The following is a 14,977-nucleotide window of genomic DNA, read 5'->3' on the forward strand; positions in this document are numbered from 1 at the left end:
CCGCTCCCGCGCGGTCGGCTTTTCACGTTTCGAGGTCGATGCCCAACGCTCCGGAGAGGGTCCGCAGACAGATCACTCTCAACTCTTCCTGCGGTATGGAAGGTTGATCGAGCCAGTCGAGGCAGACAGCTCGGACGAACGCGATCCATCCCCGAACTGCAACGGCAGCGAGCTGTCTTCTTTCGCCCTCGAATCCCAGTGCATCGAGGATTCGAATCTGCTGCTGTTCGAGTTCGCGCTCGACAATCGCCCGGATACCGGCCTCGGCCGAGAGCGTCCCGACGTTGATGGCGCGCACTCCCCTGCTGTGCGACTTCACGTACGCGAAGTAGGCGTCCAACCCGGCTGCCACCTGTTCGCGCACCGGTAGCGTCGCATCGGGTGCGGTCACCTCGAGCAGGTGCTGCGATTCGCGCTCGACGATTGCGGCGAAGAAGTCTCGCTTGGTCGGAAAATAGTGGTACATCAACCCGCGCGAGACGCCCGCAATCTCGGCGACCTCTTCGATCCACACATCCTCGTACGAGCGATCGGCAAAAAGTTGCGCGCCGATGTCGAGCAACTGCGTGCGCCGCTGCTCTCGGTCCAGGCGTTTTCGTGGTGCGACCATAGGCAAGTCAGATTACTACTTGACACCGATTCAGTAAGGCGTACTTTGCGTACTAGACATCAATTCAGTAAGCGATCTCACCCCGGGGGACACACAATGAGCGTCGACACCACTCCAGAGGCGACGACCGATGCTCGGATCCCGCATCCGGCGTGGCGCCTGCCGGTCCTCGGGGACGTTCTCGGGATCAATATCCGGACACCGCTGCAGAACTCCGTGAGCATCGGCCGCGAACTCGGCCCGATCTTCGAGAGAAATGTCCTGGGAAATCGCTTCGTCTTCGCCTCGGGCGCGGACATGGTGGCAGAACTGTCCGACGAGTCCCGGTTCGCGAAGCACCTTGCACCTGGAGTCAAAGCACTCCGCGGAATCGGCGGCGACGGCCTGTTCACGGCGTACAACCACGAACCCAACTGGGGCAGGGCGCACAATCTCCTGGCACCGGCGTTCAGCCAGACTGCGATGCGCTCGTACCACCGCACCATGCTCGACGTGGCCGGCGAGTTGGTCGACCATTGGGACAGTCGTGAAAGTGACTCCCCCATCGACGTCTCTGCAGACATGACCAAGCTGACGCTGGAGACCATCGGACGCACTGGATTCAGCTACTCGTTCGACTCCTTCGAACGTGAAGAACAGCATCCGTTCGTCAAGGCAATGGTCGGCGCACTCTCCCATTCGCAGCGCACGACGTTCCTGAAGTCGACCGCCCTCGGGAGAGTGCTCGCACGTCGCGCCGATCAACGTGACGAGGTCCGCAAGGCGTACATGGCCGAGGTTGTGGACGAAGTGATCCGTGCCCGGCGGACAAGTACCGAACCGGGGCCCGAAGATCTTCTCGAACTGATGCTGCGGGCGGCACGCGAGAACGATCCCAACCGTATCGACGAACTGAACATCCGCCATCAGGTCGTGACCTTCCTCGTCGCCGGACACGAAACGACCTCCGGCGCATTGTCGTTCGCGCTGTACTACCTGTCACGAAACCCTGACGTGCTGGCCAAGGCGCAAGCCGAGGTCGACAAGGTATGGGAGGGCGAGGAGCCCGCCTTCGAGAAGATCGCGAAACTTCGATACGTACGACGCGTCCTCGACGAATCATTGCGTCTGTGGCCGACCGCTCCCGCCTACGGGCGCGCGGCGCTCGAAGACACGACGCTCGTCGGCAAGTATCCGATGAAGAAGGGCGATTGGATGCTCGTGCTCATCCCGTCACTTCATCGTGATCCGGTGTGGGGCAACGATCCCGAGGCGTTCGATCCGGACCGCTTCCTGCCCGCCAACATCAAAGCCAGGCCGGCGCACGTGTACAAGCCGTTCGGAACAGGTGAACGCGCCTGCATCGGAAGACAATTCGCTATTCACGAAGCGGTCCTCGTGTTGGGCACCATCTTGCAGAAATACACGATCGAGGCCGATCCGGACTACGAGTTGAAGGTAGCCGAACGGCTCACCCTGATGCCCGAAGGCTTCAACTTGACGGTCCGCCGACGCTGACCTCGCAAAACTGCGTCGCGCAACTCGGTTGAAACAGTCCCGAATGCGGTAATCCCTGAGGTGGCAGCAGCGAGCACCGGCGCACCCTGGGAGTTCACATGACAAAGAGGCCTGCAGTGGGAATCGTCTTACTCTCGGCGGCATTGGCCACGGGAGCTTGCTCGGCAAGCGTCGGGACGCCGCAAGTGGACAAGTCCGAAGTCGCAAGTCAGATCTCCACTCAACTAGCCGAGAAGATCGGCGAGCCACCAGACGACGTGACGTGTCCGGAGAACCTCGACGCCGAAGTCGGCGCATCGATCACGTGCATCCTGACCGAGCAGGGCACCGAGTACGACGTCACAGCTACCGTGACCAGCGTTGACGGTGAAAGTGCGAACTTCGACATCAAGGTTGCGGATGTGCCGAACAACTAACTGCTGTGCGCCTTTATTAACCGCCGGCGGTTAATAAAGGCGCACAGCAAGGCGTCAGAGACGCTCGATAATCGTCGCGTTCGCGGTGCCGCCACCTTCACAGATGGTCAGCAAGCCGTAGCGGCCACCGGTGCGCTCGAGTTCGTTGAGCAGGGTTGCCATCAGCTTGGTGCCGGTCGCGCCGAGCGGGTGACCGAGTGCGATCGCGCCGCCGTTGACGTTGACCTTGGCCGGATCTGCACCGATCTCCTTGATCCAGGCCAGGACGACCGGGGCGAAAGCTTCGTTGATCTCGACGATGTCGATGTCCTCGATGCTCAGGCCGGCCTTCGCGAGAGCATGCTTTGTGGCCGGGATCGGCGCACTGAGCATGAAGATCGGGTCGTCGCCGCGTGCGCTGAGGTGATGAATCCGGGCGCGGGGCTTGAGGTTGTACTTCTCCACCGCTTCCGCCGACGCCAGCAGCAGCGCACTCGCACCGTCGGAGATCTGGCTGGCCACTGCCGCGGTCATGCGTCCGTCTTCGACGAGAACCTTGAGCGTCGCCATCTTTTCGAGGCTGGTCTCGCGGGGTCCTTCGTCGACGGTCGCGTCGCCCATGGCAACGATCTCGTTGTCGAAGCGACCCGCGGCGATTGCAGCCTTGGCGCGCTCATGGCTCTGCAGGGCCCACTTCTCGAGCTCTTCGCGGCTGATGTCCCACTTCTCGGCGATCATTTCGGCGCCCTTGAACTGCGAGACCTCTTGGTCACCGTAGCGCTCGGTCCAACCGACCGAACCCGAAGTCGGCGTGTCGAATCCGTACTGCTGACCGACGATCATCGCTGCCGAGATCGGAATCTGGCTCATGTTCTGAACGCCGCCGGCAACGATCAGATCCGCGGTGCCCGACAGGATTGCCTGAGCGCCGAAGTGCACTGCCTGCTGGCTCGAACCGCACTGACGGTCGACGGTCACCCCGGGAACGTGCTCCGGGAAGCCCGCTGCGAGCCAGGACATACGGGCGATGTTGCCGGCCTGGCCGCCGATGGCGTCGACGCAACCGAAGATCACGTCATCGACGTCACTGGGGTCGATACCGGTGCGCTCGACCAGTGCCTTGACGACGTGCGCACCGAGATCGATGGGGTGCACGCCGGACAGCGCGCCGCCCCTCTTGCCGATCGGTGTGCGAATGGCGTCGACGATGTAAACCTCGGACATAGCGTTAGCTCCTAGTTTCGTTGTGCAGCAATAGTTCTTGAAGTTGATTCAGCAATAGCGTCTGAAGTTGTGGCCGGATCGGAGAGCCCGTCGAGCACGATCGCGAGATATTGAGCCGCGACGGCGTGCGCCGAGAGGGATCCACCCGGGCGGTACCAGCGAACCGCGACCCACACGGTGTCGCGCATGAAGCGGAAGACCAATTCGACGTCGATGTCGGAGCGGAAGGTCCCGTCCGCGACGCCGGCTTCGAGGACGCCGACCCACAGGTCCCGGAATTCGGTGTTGCGCTCGGCCAGGTAAGCGAAGCGCTCGTTCCCGACGAGGTGCTTGACCTCGTCCTGGTAGATCGCCACAGCCGAATGTGAGGCGTCGATGGCCTCGTACGACGTCACGACCAGTGCTTCGAGCGTCGCGCGACTGTCCAACCCCGCCGCGACGATCTCGCGGTATTTTCCGAAGAGTTCGTCGAGGAACTGGTGCAGGATCTCGTCGACCATCGACTCCTTGGAATCGAAATGGTGATACAGGCTGCCGGACAGGATCCCGGCGGCGTCGGCGATGTCGCGGACGGTCGTCGCGCGCACTCCGCGATCGGCGAAGAGCCCCGCCGCGATCTCGAGCAGCTCGTCGCGGCGCCCGGACTTGCCGTTTGATTCGTCGGAATTTCGAGGTGGCGTCATGTATTCAATCCTATCCAGGGCCTTCCCCTGTGCGCGGTCAGCGAGTCCAGGGACTCCTTAACCGCGCACGGGGACGCTAGGCCCTCTGCGAAGAAACGGAGACGATCTCGCCGGTCATGTAAGTGGAGTAATCGCTGGCGAGCATCGCGATGACCGTTGCGATCTCCCAGACCTCCGCGGCGCGGCCGTAGGCCTCACCGGAAGCCAACTGGTCGAGCAGTTCCTCACTGGTGACCTTCGCCAGGAACGCGTGACGCGCAATGGAAGGCGAGACCGCGTTGATACGGACTCCGTACTCCGCTGCTTCGATGGCGCTGCACCGAGTCAGCGCCATGACGCCGGCCTTGGCTGCGGCGTAGTGCGCCTGGGAATGCTGCGCGCGCCAACCGAGAACGGACGCGTTGTTCACCAGAACACCGCCGTGGGGAACGCTTTTGAAGTACCGCAGGGCTGCGCGCGTCGAACGGAAGGTGCTGTTGAGGGTGATGTCGAGAACGCGATCCCACTGATCGTCCGTCATGTCGACGACGGGAGTTTCACCGCCAAGGCCCGCGTTGTTGACGACGATGTCGATACGTCCCAACTTCTCGGCGGCGCCGACGAACAACGCGTCGACCTGCTCGGTGCTCGAGACGTCACAGATGATCGATTCGACCTGCTGACCGGGGAATTCGGCCTTCAGCTTCTCCACCGTCTCGCCGAGTCGACGCTCGTGGAAGTCGGAGACGAGAACGTCGCCGCCCTCGAGAAGCACCCTGCGCGCAGTGGAGAAACCGATGCCGGTTCCGGCTGCGGCGGTGATGATCGCCTTCTTGCCCGCGAGCAGTCCGTGGCCCGGGGTTTCCTCCGGCGCAACGGAAAGCGGGGACGCGGCTTTGGTGTCAGACATTAACGGGCCTCTCGGGGAAGACCGAGCACGCGCTCGGAAATGATGTTGCGCTGAATTTCGTTGGAGCCGCCGTAAATCGTGTCGGCGCGGGTGAAGAGGAAGAGGCGTTGCCATTCGTCGAGCTCGAGGTGCTCGGGATCGGTGATGTCCGAGGCATTGCCTTCGGAATCCGCCCACGGTGCAACCAACGACGACGCACCCTGCACGTCCATCGCCAGCTGTCCCAGATCACGATGCCAGTTGGCCCACAGCAGTTTTGCGACGGACGCTTCTCCGCCACCGGTTCCGGCGTCGACCGCGTCGAGAGTGCGCATCGCGTGGGCGCGCATCACGCGCAGTCCGACCCACGCGCGGGCGATCTTTTCGCGAATGTGCGGATCCTGGTCACTGCCATTGGCTTTCGCCAGGTCGACGACGCCTTGGAGCTCGCGGGCAAATCCGATCTGCTGTCCGAGCGTGGATACACCGCGCTCGAAGGTGAGCAGCCCCATCGCGATCTTCCAGCCCTCGCCGGGTTCCCCGACCACCAGATCGGCATCGGTGACGGCGTCGTCGAAGAAGACCTCGTTGAACTCCGATGTGCCGGTGAGCTGCTGAATGGGCCGAACTGTCACACCGGGCTGATCCAACGGGACCAGCAGGAAGCTCAACCCCTGGTGACGCTTGGAGCCCACCTCGGTGCGGCAGACCACGAAGCACCACTGCGCGACGTGAGCCAGTGAGGTCCACACCTTCTGGCCGTTGATGATCCACTTGCCGTCTTCGAGGCGTGCGGTCGTGGAGACGTTCGCGAGGTCGGAACCGGCGCCGGGCTCGGAGTAGCCCTGCGACCACAGTTCACTGACCGTGTTGATGCCAGGAAGGAATCGGCGCTTCTGCTCGTCGGTGCCGTACGCGATCAGCGTCGGGCCGAGCAGCTCTTCACCGATGTGGCTGACGCGAGCGGGCGCACCGGCCTTCGCGTACTCCTGATGGAAGATGACCTGCTGGGAGATGCTTGCTCCCCGCCCGCCGAACTCCTTCGGCCACCCGAGGCACGTCCACCCCGACGCTGCGAGGTGCTTGTCCCACTCGAGTCGTTGCTCGAAGAACTCGTGCTCACTGCCGGGGCCGCCCTTACCCTTGAGCTGGGCGAATTTGCCCGTCAAGTTCTCGGCCAACCACTGCGCGACCGTGGCCGCAAACTCGTCGTCCGTCATCTGCCCGTCCGGGCTCTCGCTCTGGTCCACATATGTAAGATAACCTACCAAGCACTTGCTAGGTAGCGTGTCAGGTAGGAGTCCAGTGACCGAACAACCGAGAACCATCCCATCAGCCCTCATCCGGGCCGCCGAGGAGTTCGGTGAGCGCGCGGCTATCGCCGATGGCGACACCCGACTGACCTTCGCACAGCTACATCAGCGCGTCCGCGATTTCGCCGGCGCACTGATCAACCGTGGGGTGAAGGCAGGCGACCGCGTCGTCATCTGGGCGCCCAACACGTACCACTGGGTGATCGCCCTGCTCGGCGCTCAGTACGCCGGCGCAGCCATCATCCCGATCAACACGCGCTACACCGGCACCGAAGCACTCGACATCATCGAGCGCGTCGACGCAGCTGCCCTGGTGGTCGTCGGCACGTTCCTCAAGGCCGATCGGTACCAGCAGTTGCTCGACGCCAATCCGGACCTGAGGATCCCCACCGTCATCCAGGTACCGATCGACGGGGACGACGACCGTGACGGCGTCATCGAGTTCGAGGACTTCCTTGCGCTCGCCACCGACGCCGCCCGCACCGAAGCCGATGCGCGTGCCGCGAAGGTACAGCCCGACGACATCAGCGACATCCTCTTCACCTCCGGCACCACGGGACGCAGCAAGGGTGCGATCACCGCGCATCGTCAGTCCATCGCCGTCGCCAAGTCGTGGGGTGAATGCGCCGAGGTCACCGCCGACGACAACTTCCTCATCATCAGCCCGTTCTTCCACACCTTCGGGTACAAGGCCGGAATCCTGGTCTGCCTGTTGAACGGTGCGACGATCGTGCCGGTGTCCGTCTTCAACATCGACGACACCCTCGCATTGGTCAGCAGCGAGAAGATCAGCATCCTGCCTGGCGCCCCGACGATCTACCAGACCATCCTCGATCATCCCCGCCGCAGCGAATACGACCTGTCCTCGCTCCGCATCGCGATCACGGGCGCAGCACCCGTGCCGGTTGCTCTCGTCGAGCGAATGCAAGCAGAGCTTTTCGACGCCGTCCTCACGGCATACGGTCTGACCGAGGCAGTGGTTGCGACCATGTGCCGCACCGACGACGACCCGGTCACCGTCTCCACCAGTTCCGGCCGCGCGACAGCCGATTTCGAGGTCAAGATCGGCGAACAAGGCGAGATCCTGCTTCGCGGACCGAACGTCATGCTCGGGTACCTCGACGACCCGGAATCCACCGCCAAGGCAATCGACGCCGACGGCTGGCTGCACACCGGAGACGTCGGAACCCTCGACGAGCGCGGATATCTCGACATCACCGACCGTCTGAAAGACATGTACGTCAGCGGCGGATTCAACGTCTACCCCGCCGAGATCGAGGGCATGTTGGCTCGCCTGCCCGGCGTCCACGAGTCTGCTGCCATCGGCATCCCCGATCACCGGATGGGAGAGGTGGGCCGCGTCTACATCGCCCAACTCGACGGTGCCGGCCTCACCGAAGAGTCGGTGATCGCCTTCCTCAAGGAGAAGATCGCAGGCTTCAAGGTGCCTCGCGAGGTGCGCTTCGTCGATCACCTACCCCGTAACCCTTCGGGCAAGGTCCTCAAAACGGTTCTGCGCGAGGAACAATCATGACCGTTCCCTTCGAAGCCGACGTCGTGACCTACGAGGTTCGCGACTCGGTCGCCGTCGTGACCTTGAATCGTCCCGACTACCGCAATGCCCAGAACTCGGTCGTGACGTACGCCCTCGACGCGGCATTCCAGCGCGCTGTCGAGGACGATGATGTGAAGGTGATCGTCCTGGCAGGCAACGGACCTCACTTCAGTGCCGGTCACGACCTGGGAACTCCGGGACGCGACCATCACGTCGAGTACGAGAACAAGGCCACCATGTGGTGGAATCACGTCGACAAGCCAGGCGGTGACCAGCGTTTCGCCCGCGAGATGGAGGTCTACCTGGGCATGTGCCGTCGCTGGCGGGAGATCCCCAAGCCCACCATCGCGATGGTGCAAGGCGCCTGCATTGCCGGCGGACTCATGCTCGCCTGGGTCTGCGACATGATCGTCGCGGCCGACGACGCCTTCTTCTCCGATCCCGTTGTCCGCATGGGCATCCCCGGCGTCGAATACTTCGCGCACCCGTGGATGGTCGGTTCACGATTCGCCAAGGAAATGCTCTTCACCGGCGATCGGTTCACCGCGCAACGCGCCTACGAAATCGGCATGGTGAACCGCGTCGTCGCCCGCAAGCATCTCGAGAAGGAGACGTTCGAACTCGCCGGACGTATCGCCGAGATGCCGCGCTTCGGACTGGCTTTGACCAAGAAGGCCGTCAATCAGTGCGAGGATCAGATGGGGATGCGCAACGGCATCGACTCCGTCTTCGGTCTGCATCACTTCGCTCACGCTCACAACGCCGAAGTCGGCAAAGACTCGCTTGGTGGTCTCGACGCCAAAGCTATGGCTGCCAGTGCTCGCGCACCGCAGGAAGGAACAAACTAGTGGATCTCGTATTCGACGACGCCACAACCGCATTCCGTGACGAGGTTCGCTCGTTCCTGGAAGCGAATGTGCCCGCGACTCCCCTGAAGTCGATGGATACCGCCGAAGGCTTCGAAGAGCACCGTCAGTGGGAGCACACGCTCGCCGATGCCGGCTACGCCGTCGTCTCCTGGCCCAAGGAACTCGGCGGACGCGATGCGTCCCTGCTCGAATGGGTCATCTTCGAGGAGGAGTACTACCGCTCGGGCGCGCCCGGCCGCGTCAGCCAGAACGGCATCTTCTTGTTGGCTCCCACACTGTTCGAGCATGCAAATGCCGAGCAGTTGGCTCGCATCATGCCGCGCATGGCTCGTGCCGACGACATCTGGGCCCAGGCCTGGTCCGAGCCCGAGTCCGGTTCCGACCTCGCAAGCCTGCGTTCGAGTGCGAAGAAGGTCGACGGCGGCTGGCTGCTCAACGGTCAGAAGACGTGGAGCTCACGCGCGAGTTACGCCGACTGGGGCTTCGGCTTGTTCCGCTCCGATCCGGATGCGCAGCGCCACAAGGGCATCACGTATTTCATGTTCGACCTCCGGTCGAAGGGTGTCACCGTTCGCCCGATCGATCAGCTCGACGGTGAGCCCGGCTTCGCCGAGATCTTCCTCGAAGACGTCTTCGTTCCGGACGACCCGGCCAACCCAGGTGAGTCGGGTGTGATCGGAAACGTCAACGAAGGTTGGCGGGTCGCGATGAGCACCGCGAGCAACGAGCGTGGTCTCTCGCTGCGCAGCCCCGGCCGCTTTCTCGCCACCGTCGACCGCCTGCTCGAGCTGTACAAGTCCAGCGGACGCACCGACGACAGCGCTCTGCGCAACCAGGTCGCCGACGCCTGGATCGGCGCTCGCGCTTACCAACTCAACACATTCGGCACCGTCACCCGTCTGGCCGACGGTGGACAGCTCGGCGCCGAGTCCTCGATCAACAAGGTCTTCTGGTCCGAGTGGGATATCGCCACCCACGAGACTGCTCTCGAACTTCAGGGCCCTGAAGCCGAGTTGGCCGACAACTGGATGGACGGATACCTGTTCTCCCTGTCCGGCCCGATCTACGCAGGCACCAACGAGATTCAGAAAAACGTCATCGCTGAGCGTCTGCTCGGCCTACCGAAGGCGGACCGATGAGATTCGCGCTCGACTCCTCCCACCAGGACTTCGCTGCAAGCATCGATGCACTGCTGACCAAGTCCGACATGCCCGCCGTCATCCGTTCGTGGAACGACGGTGACACCGAGCCGGGCAAGAAGCTCTGGCAGCGCCTCGCCGAGACCGGCGTCAACGGTCTCGTCATCTCCGAAGAGCACGACGGACTCGGCGCCGACGCCGTCGACCTGGTCGTTGCGCTCGAACAGCTCGGTCGGCACGCAGTACCCGGACCGGTCGTCGAGACCATCGCCGTGGCGCCGACGCTCCTGGCCTCCGTTGCACCGGAACGTCTCTCTGCTCTCGCCGAGGGTTCGCTGGCAACTGTCGCAGCTCCCCCGCGCACACCGTTCGCGCTCGACGCCGATGCGGTGGATCTGGTTCTGCTCGCGCAGGACGGTGCCGTATCACTCGGTGTCCCTGGCGAAGCCAAGGCATCGGTGGATCTCTCCCGCAAGCTCTACGAGGTTTCCGCCGGCGAATCGCTGGGCTCCGCCGACTTCTCGGCCGCCTTCGACATGGGCGCTCTTGCCACTGCCGCGCAGTTGCAGGGCCTGGGCCAGACACTGCTCGAGGTCACCACCGAATACGCGAAGCAACGCAAGCAGTTCGGCAAGGTCATCGGACAGTTCCAGGCCATGAAGCACCACCTGGCCGAGGTTGCCGTCTCCCTCGAAATGGCTCGCCCCCTGCTGCACGGCGCCGCACTGTCGGTTCGCGATCAGTCGGCCGACGCCTCGCGTGACATCTCTGCGGCCAAGGTCGCGTGCGGGGATGCTGCGTACAAGGCCGCTCGCGTCGGACTCCAGGTTCACGGCGCCATCGGCTACACGATGGAACACGATCTCTCCTTGTGGCTCACCAAGGTACGGGCGCTGCTCACCGCGTGGGGCACACCGTCCGAGCATCGCGCACGCGTCGTCGAAGCGCTGGTTGCATCATGAGCATCGACACCGAAGACCAGGCAGCACTGCGCGCATCGGTACGCGATCTCCTGAGCAAGCATTCCGACTCCGCTGCCGTCCGCGCCGCCATCACCACCGAGATCGGCTACGACGCCGCTTTGTGGAGCAAGCTGTGCGAGCAGATCGGCGTCGCCGCGTTGGCGATTCCGGAGGAGTTCGACGGCGTCGGAGCAGGTTTGGGCGAGGTACACGTGGTCCAGGAGGAATTGGGCCGCACGCTGACCCCGTCACCGATGCTGGGTTCGGCGATTCTTGCCGCACAGGCACTGCTGCTTTCCGGTGACGACGACGCATGCTCACGACTGCTGCCCGGTGTCGCGTCCGGCGAGAGCACGCTGGCCCTGTGCTGGGCAGGTGCCGCGGGTTGGAGCACCTTCGGCGTCGAGGCAACCGAAGACGCGTTGACCGGCACGGCGTCGTACGTCCTCGACGGACACGTCGCAGACACCCTGCTCGTTCTCACGGCCGACGGGTTCTACGAAGTGGATCCAGCGGCCGAAGGCGTCTCCCGCCGACGCGTCCCCACCATGGATCCGACGCGAACGCTGGCGGAGGTCACGTTCTCCGGTGTTCGTGGTCGGCCACTGGAGTGGTCCGAAGATCTGGTCGATCGGATCCGAACCGTCGTTCTGATCGCCTTGTCTGCTGAACAGGTCGGAGCGGCAGCAGCGATCGTCGAACAGACCGTGGAATACACCAAGTCGCGCAAGCAGTTCGGGCGCGCGATCGGTTCTTTCCAGGCCCTCAAACATCGGATGGCCGATATGTACACGTTGGTCGAGACGGCGAGGTCGATGACGTACGCCGCCGTGGCGACGCAGTCGGCGGACGACGCGGCAGTGGCGAAGGTCTACTGCTCGGAAGCCTTGCAGCAGATCACCTCCGAAGCAGTTCAGTTGCACGGCGGAATCGCAATCACCTGGGAGCACGACGCTCAGCTGTACTTCAAGCGTGCACACGGCAGCGCTCAGCTCTTCGGTCAGCCGAGCACCTACCTGCCGAGCCTCGCGCAGGCAGCGGGCCTCTAGGAGACGTCGGTGCTTGTTCGCTCGGGATTGCGAGCGAACAAGCACCACTGGTGCCCAGTCAGTGGAATGCCCAGCAGATTAATAGCTCTGGATCGCGCAGAATCGGTCACCAGACAGCTGTCCATCCCACAGACCGGAGTTTTCTCGTGAATCGATTCGACGACAAGCGCGTCCTCATCAGCGGCGCAGGATCCGGAATCGGCCAGGCCACCGTTGCCCGCATCCTGGCAGAAGGTGGCACCGTCGTCGCCGCCGACATTTCCGAGACCGGCCTCGAACAGACGCTGAACGCAGCGAAGGACGCAGGCCATTCCGATCGCCTGACCACGGTGAAGGTCGACATCTCCAGCGAAGAGTCTGTTCGCGAACAGGTCGGCGCTGCGATCAAGGCTCTGGGCGGCCTCGACGTGCTGGTCAATGCGGCGGGCATTCTGCGCTCCGCACACACCCACGAGATGACACTCGATTTCTGGAACACCGTCATCGGGGTCAACCTCACCGGAACATTCCTCATGACAAGGGAGTCCCTGCCGGCACTGCTCGAAAGCGGGGCAGGCGTCGTGGTCAACTTCAGTTCCACGTCGGCCACCTTCGCCCACCCGTATATGACGGCATATGCAGCGTCGAAGGGCGGAATCCAATCCTTCACGCACGCACTTGCACTCGAGTACAGCAAGCAGGGCCTTCGCGCCGTGGCCGTCGCACCCGGCAGCATCGCTTCGGGCATGACCTCCGATCCCGGCTTCCCGGCCGACATCGACTTCACGCTGCTCGGCAAGCTGGCCCCGGCAATCGGTGAGGGTTTCGCTCCCCCGTCCGCGGTCGCCGGCGTGATCGCGATGCTCGCTTCCGAGGACGGCTCGTTTGTCACCGGAACGGAAATCCGCATCGACGGCGGCACGCATATGTGACCACTTGCTGTGCGCCTTTATTAACCGCCGGCGGTTAATAAAGGCGCACAGCAGCGAGGCGGCATACTTATCTCGTCGCCCGGAACCGGTCCGGCGGTACGACGTGCGGTGGGGAGCCAGCGGTGAGCGAGTCAACAGGCACTACGAACCTCGAGCCCGTGCTGATCAGTCCCGTCGTCTGCGGAAAGATCCGCACCTGGTCCGAGGACGAGACCCGCTTGTGGAGCGTCGACGATCCCGCGGCGCTCGGCGCACTGTTGGGACGCGGTCTCGTAGCCCGTACGACCCTGCCGGACAACAAGTTCCGAGAGGTTGCGTTTCTGGATACCCAGACCCAGGCCCTCACTGTGCAGCCGCGCTTCGCTTCCCCTGACAGCACTGCACTTGCCGCACCGTTCAAGCTCACCGAGGCGTCGGCCCCGACGTCCGACGCTTGGGAAGATCTCGAATCGGTACTCGCGTCGGTCGCGATCTCCGCTGCTGGACGTGGCGAATTCTGGCTCGCGGAACTCGGCGGGTGGGATGCTCCGCACGAGCCGAACTGCCTCTTCACGACCGTCGACGAATCGGGACTGGCCAACGCGGTCATGGAGGCCACCCCCGCGCCCGCCGGAACCGGCGTCTGGCCGGAGGTTCCGAGCGGACAAACCGGCGTTTCCGTTTCGGCACCAGCCTCACAGGACACCATCGAGGCTGCCGGAATCTTCGCGGTATCAGCGATCGAGACGTGGGGCGTCACACCGTGGGACATCAACCTCACTTTCGGCAAACTGGTCGATTTCGCCTGATCAGCGGCGCCGACACGCGGCGGTGAGTTGTACGTCTCCCCTCAGCCGACGGCTCACGGTTCGTCACAACACGCCCGATGGCGACGACATCGGGCCCCTCGGTGGGCATACTGAGGGAACTGGGGTTACTCCCGGTCACAAATACCCGTGGATCCGCGTCGGGGCGGGTGCGGTCCGACAACACGCGAGCAGCCACAGACACTGGCGGCTCCGAAAGGTTCAATCATGGCAACCGACCAATTACAGACGGTTGTATTGCACGGCGACCAGCTCAAGTACGTCGACCAAGGCAGTGGCCCCGTTGTGGTGCTCATTCACGGCCTACTGGGCGCGCACTCCAATTGGGAGCCGCAGATCGAGACGCTCTCGCGTCATTACCGCGTGATCGCCCCTGATCTCTTCGGACACGGTGCGTCGGACAAGCCTGCCGGCGACTACTCACTCAGCGCTCACGCCGCCACTGTGCGTGACCTCCTCGAGGCCCTCGACATTCCGTCGGCCACCCTCGTCGGCCACTCCCTCGGTGGTGGGATCGCGATGCAGACACTGTATCTCTTCCCCGAGCGTGTGGAGCGGCTGTGCCTGGTAGCCAGCGGCGGACTCGGCCCCGAGGTGAGCCCACTCCTGCGTGCAGCAACTCTGCCCGGCAGCGAACTGGTACTTCCCGTCCTCGCGTCCCGGACCCTGACCGACGTGACAGACAAAGCGCTCGGACTTTTCAACAAGATCGGCCTGTTCAAGCTCGGTGCCAGCGCGAGTGAGGCCCGTAAGAGCTTTGCTTCGGTGTCGGACGCGTCGACGCGTCAGGCATTTCTGGCGACGGCACGATCGGTCATCAATTACAACGGTCAAACCGTCAATGCCACTCCGCATTTCGCCAACTTCAAGAATCTGCAGGCACTACTGGTGTGGGGTGAGGAAGACACCATCATCCCCAACGCCCACACCGAGAACGCTCGCGCCGAACTACCGCTGGGGCGGGTGGAGATCTTCAAGCGCGCCGGACATTTCCCGCACCTTGACTACCCGGATCGCTTCGACCGTGTCTTCTCCGAATTCATGACGGACTGCGGAGTCGGTATCGGCACCGGACCCAAGGCCGTCAGCAGCTGAA

At 63.5% G+C, this 14,977-nt stretch carries 15 protein-coding genes; 10 read left to right on the forward strand and 5 right to left on the reverse strand.

The genetic code is table 11. The annotated features are described in order from the left end of the window. Positions 1–22 precede the first annotated feature (22 nt). Positions 23–610, reverse strand: coding sequence for a TetR/AcrR family transcriptional regulator (locus tag ACYP01_RS10745; RefSeq protein ID WP_003945528.1), 588 nt, complete (start codon positions 608–610; stop codon positions 23–25). 96 nt (positions 611–706) lie between these two features. Between ACYP01_RS10745 and ACYP01_RS10750 the strand changes: the two genes are divergently transcribed. Continuing rightward, positions 707–2,107: a cytochrome P450 gene (locus ACYP01_RS10750; RefSeq protein ID WP_459679880.1), complete on the forward strand. Its 1,401-nt coding sequence runs from the start codon at positions 707–709 to the stop codon at positions 2,105–2,107. A 98-nt stretch (positions 2,108–2,205) separates the two neighbouring features. Next, on the forward strand, positions 2,206–2,523 hold the full coding sequence (locus ACYP01_RS10755; RefSeq protein WP_020906277.1) for a DUF4333 domain-containing protein: 318 nt from the start codon (positions 2,206–2,208) through the stop codon (positions 2,521–2,523). A gap of 54 nt (positions 2,524–2,577) precedes the next feature. Here ACYP01_RS10755 and ACYP01_RS10760 read toward each other — a convergent pair whose 3' ends face one another. The 4 genes from ACYP01_RS10760 to ACYP01_RS10775 all read right to left on the reverse strand — a co-directional run bounded on the left by ACYP01_RS10760 (position 2,578) and on the right by ACYP01_RS10775 (position 6,527). Beyond that, positions 2,578–3,726 carry an acetyl-CoA C-acetyltransferase gene (locus tag ACYP01_RS10760; RefSeq protein WP_003945727.1) on the reverse strand — a complete coding sequence of 383 codons (1,149 nt, stop codon included), beginning with the start codon at positions 3,724–3,726 and terminating at the stop codon, positions 2,578–2,580. A gap of 11 nt (positions 3,727–3,737) precedes the next feature. After that, entirely contained in the window at positions 3,738–4,409 is a 672-nt protein-coding gene (locus ACYP01_RS10765; RefSeq protein ID WP_003945807.1) for a TetR/AcrR family transcriptional regulator, read from the reverse strand. A 76-nt stretch (positions 4,410–4,485) separates the two neighbouring features. Beyond that, positions 4,486–5,298, reverse strand: coding sequence for an SDR family oxidoreductase (locus ACYP01_RS10770; protein ID WP_003945582.1), 813 nt, complete (start codon positions 5,296–5,298; stop codon positions 4,486–4,488). Next, a complete protein-coding gene (locus ACYP01_RS10775) occupies positions 5,298–6,527 on the reverse strand; it encodes an acyl-CoA dehydrogenase family protein (protein WP_007734188.1) in 1,230 nt (409 codons plus the stop codon). Before ACYP01_RS10775 ends, ACYP01_RS10770 begins: the two co-directional genes overlap by 1 nt. 55 nt (positions 6,528–6,582) lie before the next feature. Here ACYP01_RS10775 and ACYP01_RS10780 point away from each other — a divergent pair, with 55 nt between their 5' ends. The 8 genes from ACYP01_RS10780 to ACYP01_RS10815 all read left to right on the forward strand — a co-directional run bounded on the left by ACYP01_RS10780 (position 6,583) and on the right by ACYP01_RS10815 (position 14,976). Then, positions 6,583–8,124 (forward strand): FadD3 family acyl-CoA ligase, encoded by a 1,542-nt coding sequence (locus tag ACYP01_RS10780; RefSeq protein ID WP_373937093.1) that lies wholly within the window; start codon positions 6,583–6,585, stop codon positions 8,122–8,124. Beyond that, positions 8,121–8,993 (forward strand): enoyl-CoA hydratase, encoded by an 873-nt coding sequence (locus ACYP01_RS10785; protein WP_003945432.1) that lies wholly within the window; start codon positions 8,121–8,123, stop codon positions 8,991–8,993. The genes ACYP01_RS10780 and ACYP01_RS10785 overlap by 4 nt, the downstream gene beginning before the upstream one ends. Beyond that, positions 8,993–10,153 (forward strand): acyl-CoA dehydrogenase family protein, encoded by a 1,161-nt coding sequence (locus tag ACYP01_RS10790; protein ID WP_007734181.1) that lies wholly within the window; start codon positions 8,993–8,995, stop codon positions 10,151–10,153. Before ACYP01_RS10785 ends, ACYP01_RS10790 begins: the two co-directional genes overlap by 1 nt. Then, positions 10,150–11,115: an acyl-CoA dehydrogenase family protein gene (locus ACYP01_RS10795; RefSeq protein WP_007734178.1), complete on the forward strand. Its 966-nt coding sequence runs from the start codon at positions 10,150–10,152 to the stop codon at positions 11,113–11,115. The genes ACYP01_RS10790 and ACYP01_RS10795 overlap by 4 nt, the downstream gene beginning before the upstream one ends. After that, a complete protein-coding gene (locus ACYP01_RS10800) occupies positions 11,112–12,164 on the forward strand; it encodes an acyl-CoA dehydrogenase family protein (RefSeq protein WP_021332412.1) in 1,053 nt (350 codons plus the stop codon). Before ACYP01_RS10795 ends, ACYP01_RS10800 begins: the two co-directional genes overlap by 4 nt. A 146-nt stretch (positions 12,165–12,310) precedes the next feature. Then, positions 12,311–13,075 (forward strand): SDR family NAD(P)-dependent oxidoreductase, encoded by a 765-nt coding sequence (locus tag ACYP01_RS10805; protein WP_003945543.1) that lies wholly within the window; start codon positions 12,311–12,313, stop codon positions 13,073–13,075. Positions 13,076–13,197: 122 nt separating this feature from the next. Continuing rightward, positions 13,198–13,863, forward strand: a complete 666-nt coding sequence (locus ACYP01_RS10810) for a hypothetical protein (RefSeq protein ID WP_099697038.1) — start codon at positions 13,198–13,200, stop codon at positions 13,861–13,863. Positions 13,864–14,088: 225 nt separating this feature from the next. Beyond that, the gene (locus ACYP01_RS10815; protein ID WP_007734173.1) at positions 14,089–14,976 is read left to right on the forward strand and encodes an alpha/beta fold hydrolase; all 888 of its coding nucleotides are present in this window, start codon (positions 14,089–14,091) and stop codon (positions 14,974–14,976) included. The last annotated feature ends 1 nt before the right edge of the window (position 14,977 follow it).

This window comes from Rhodococcus sp. no. 34, from assembly GCF_054589475.1.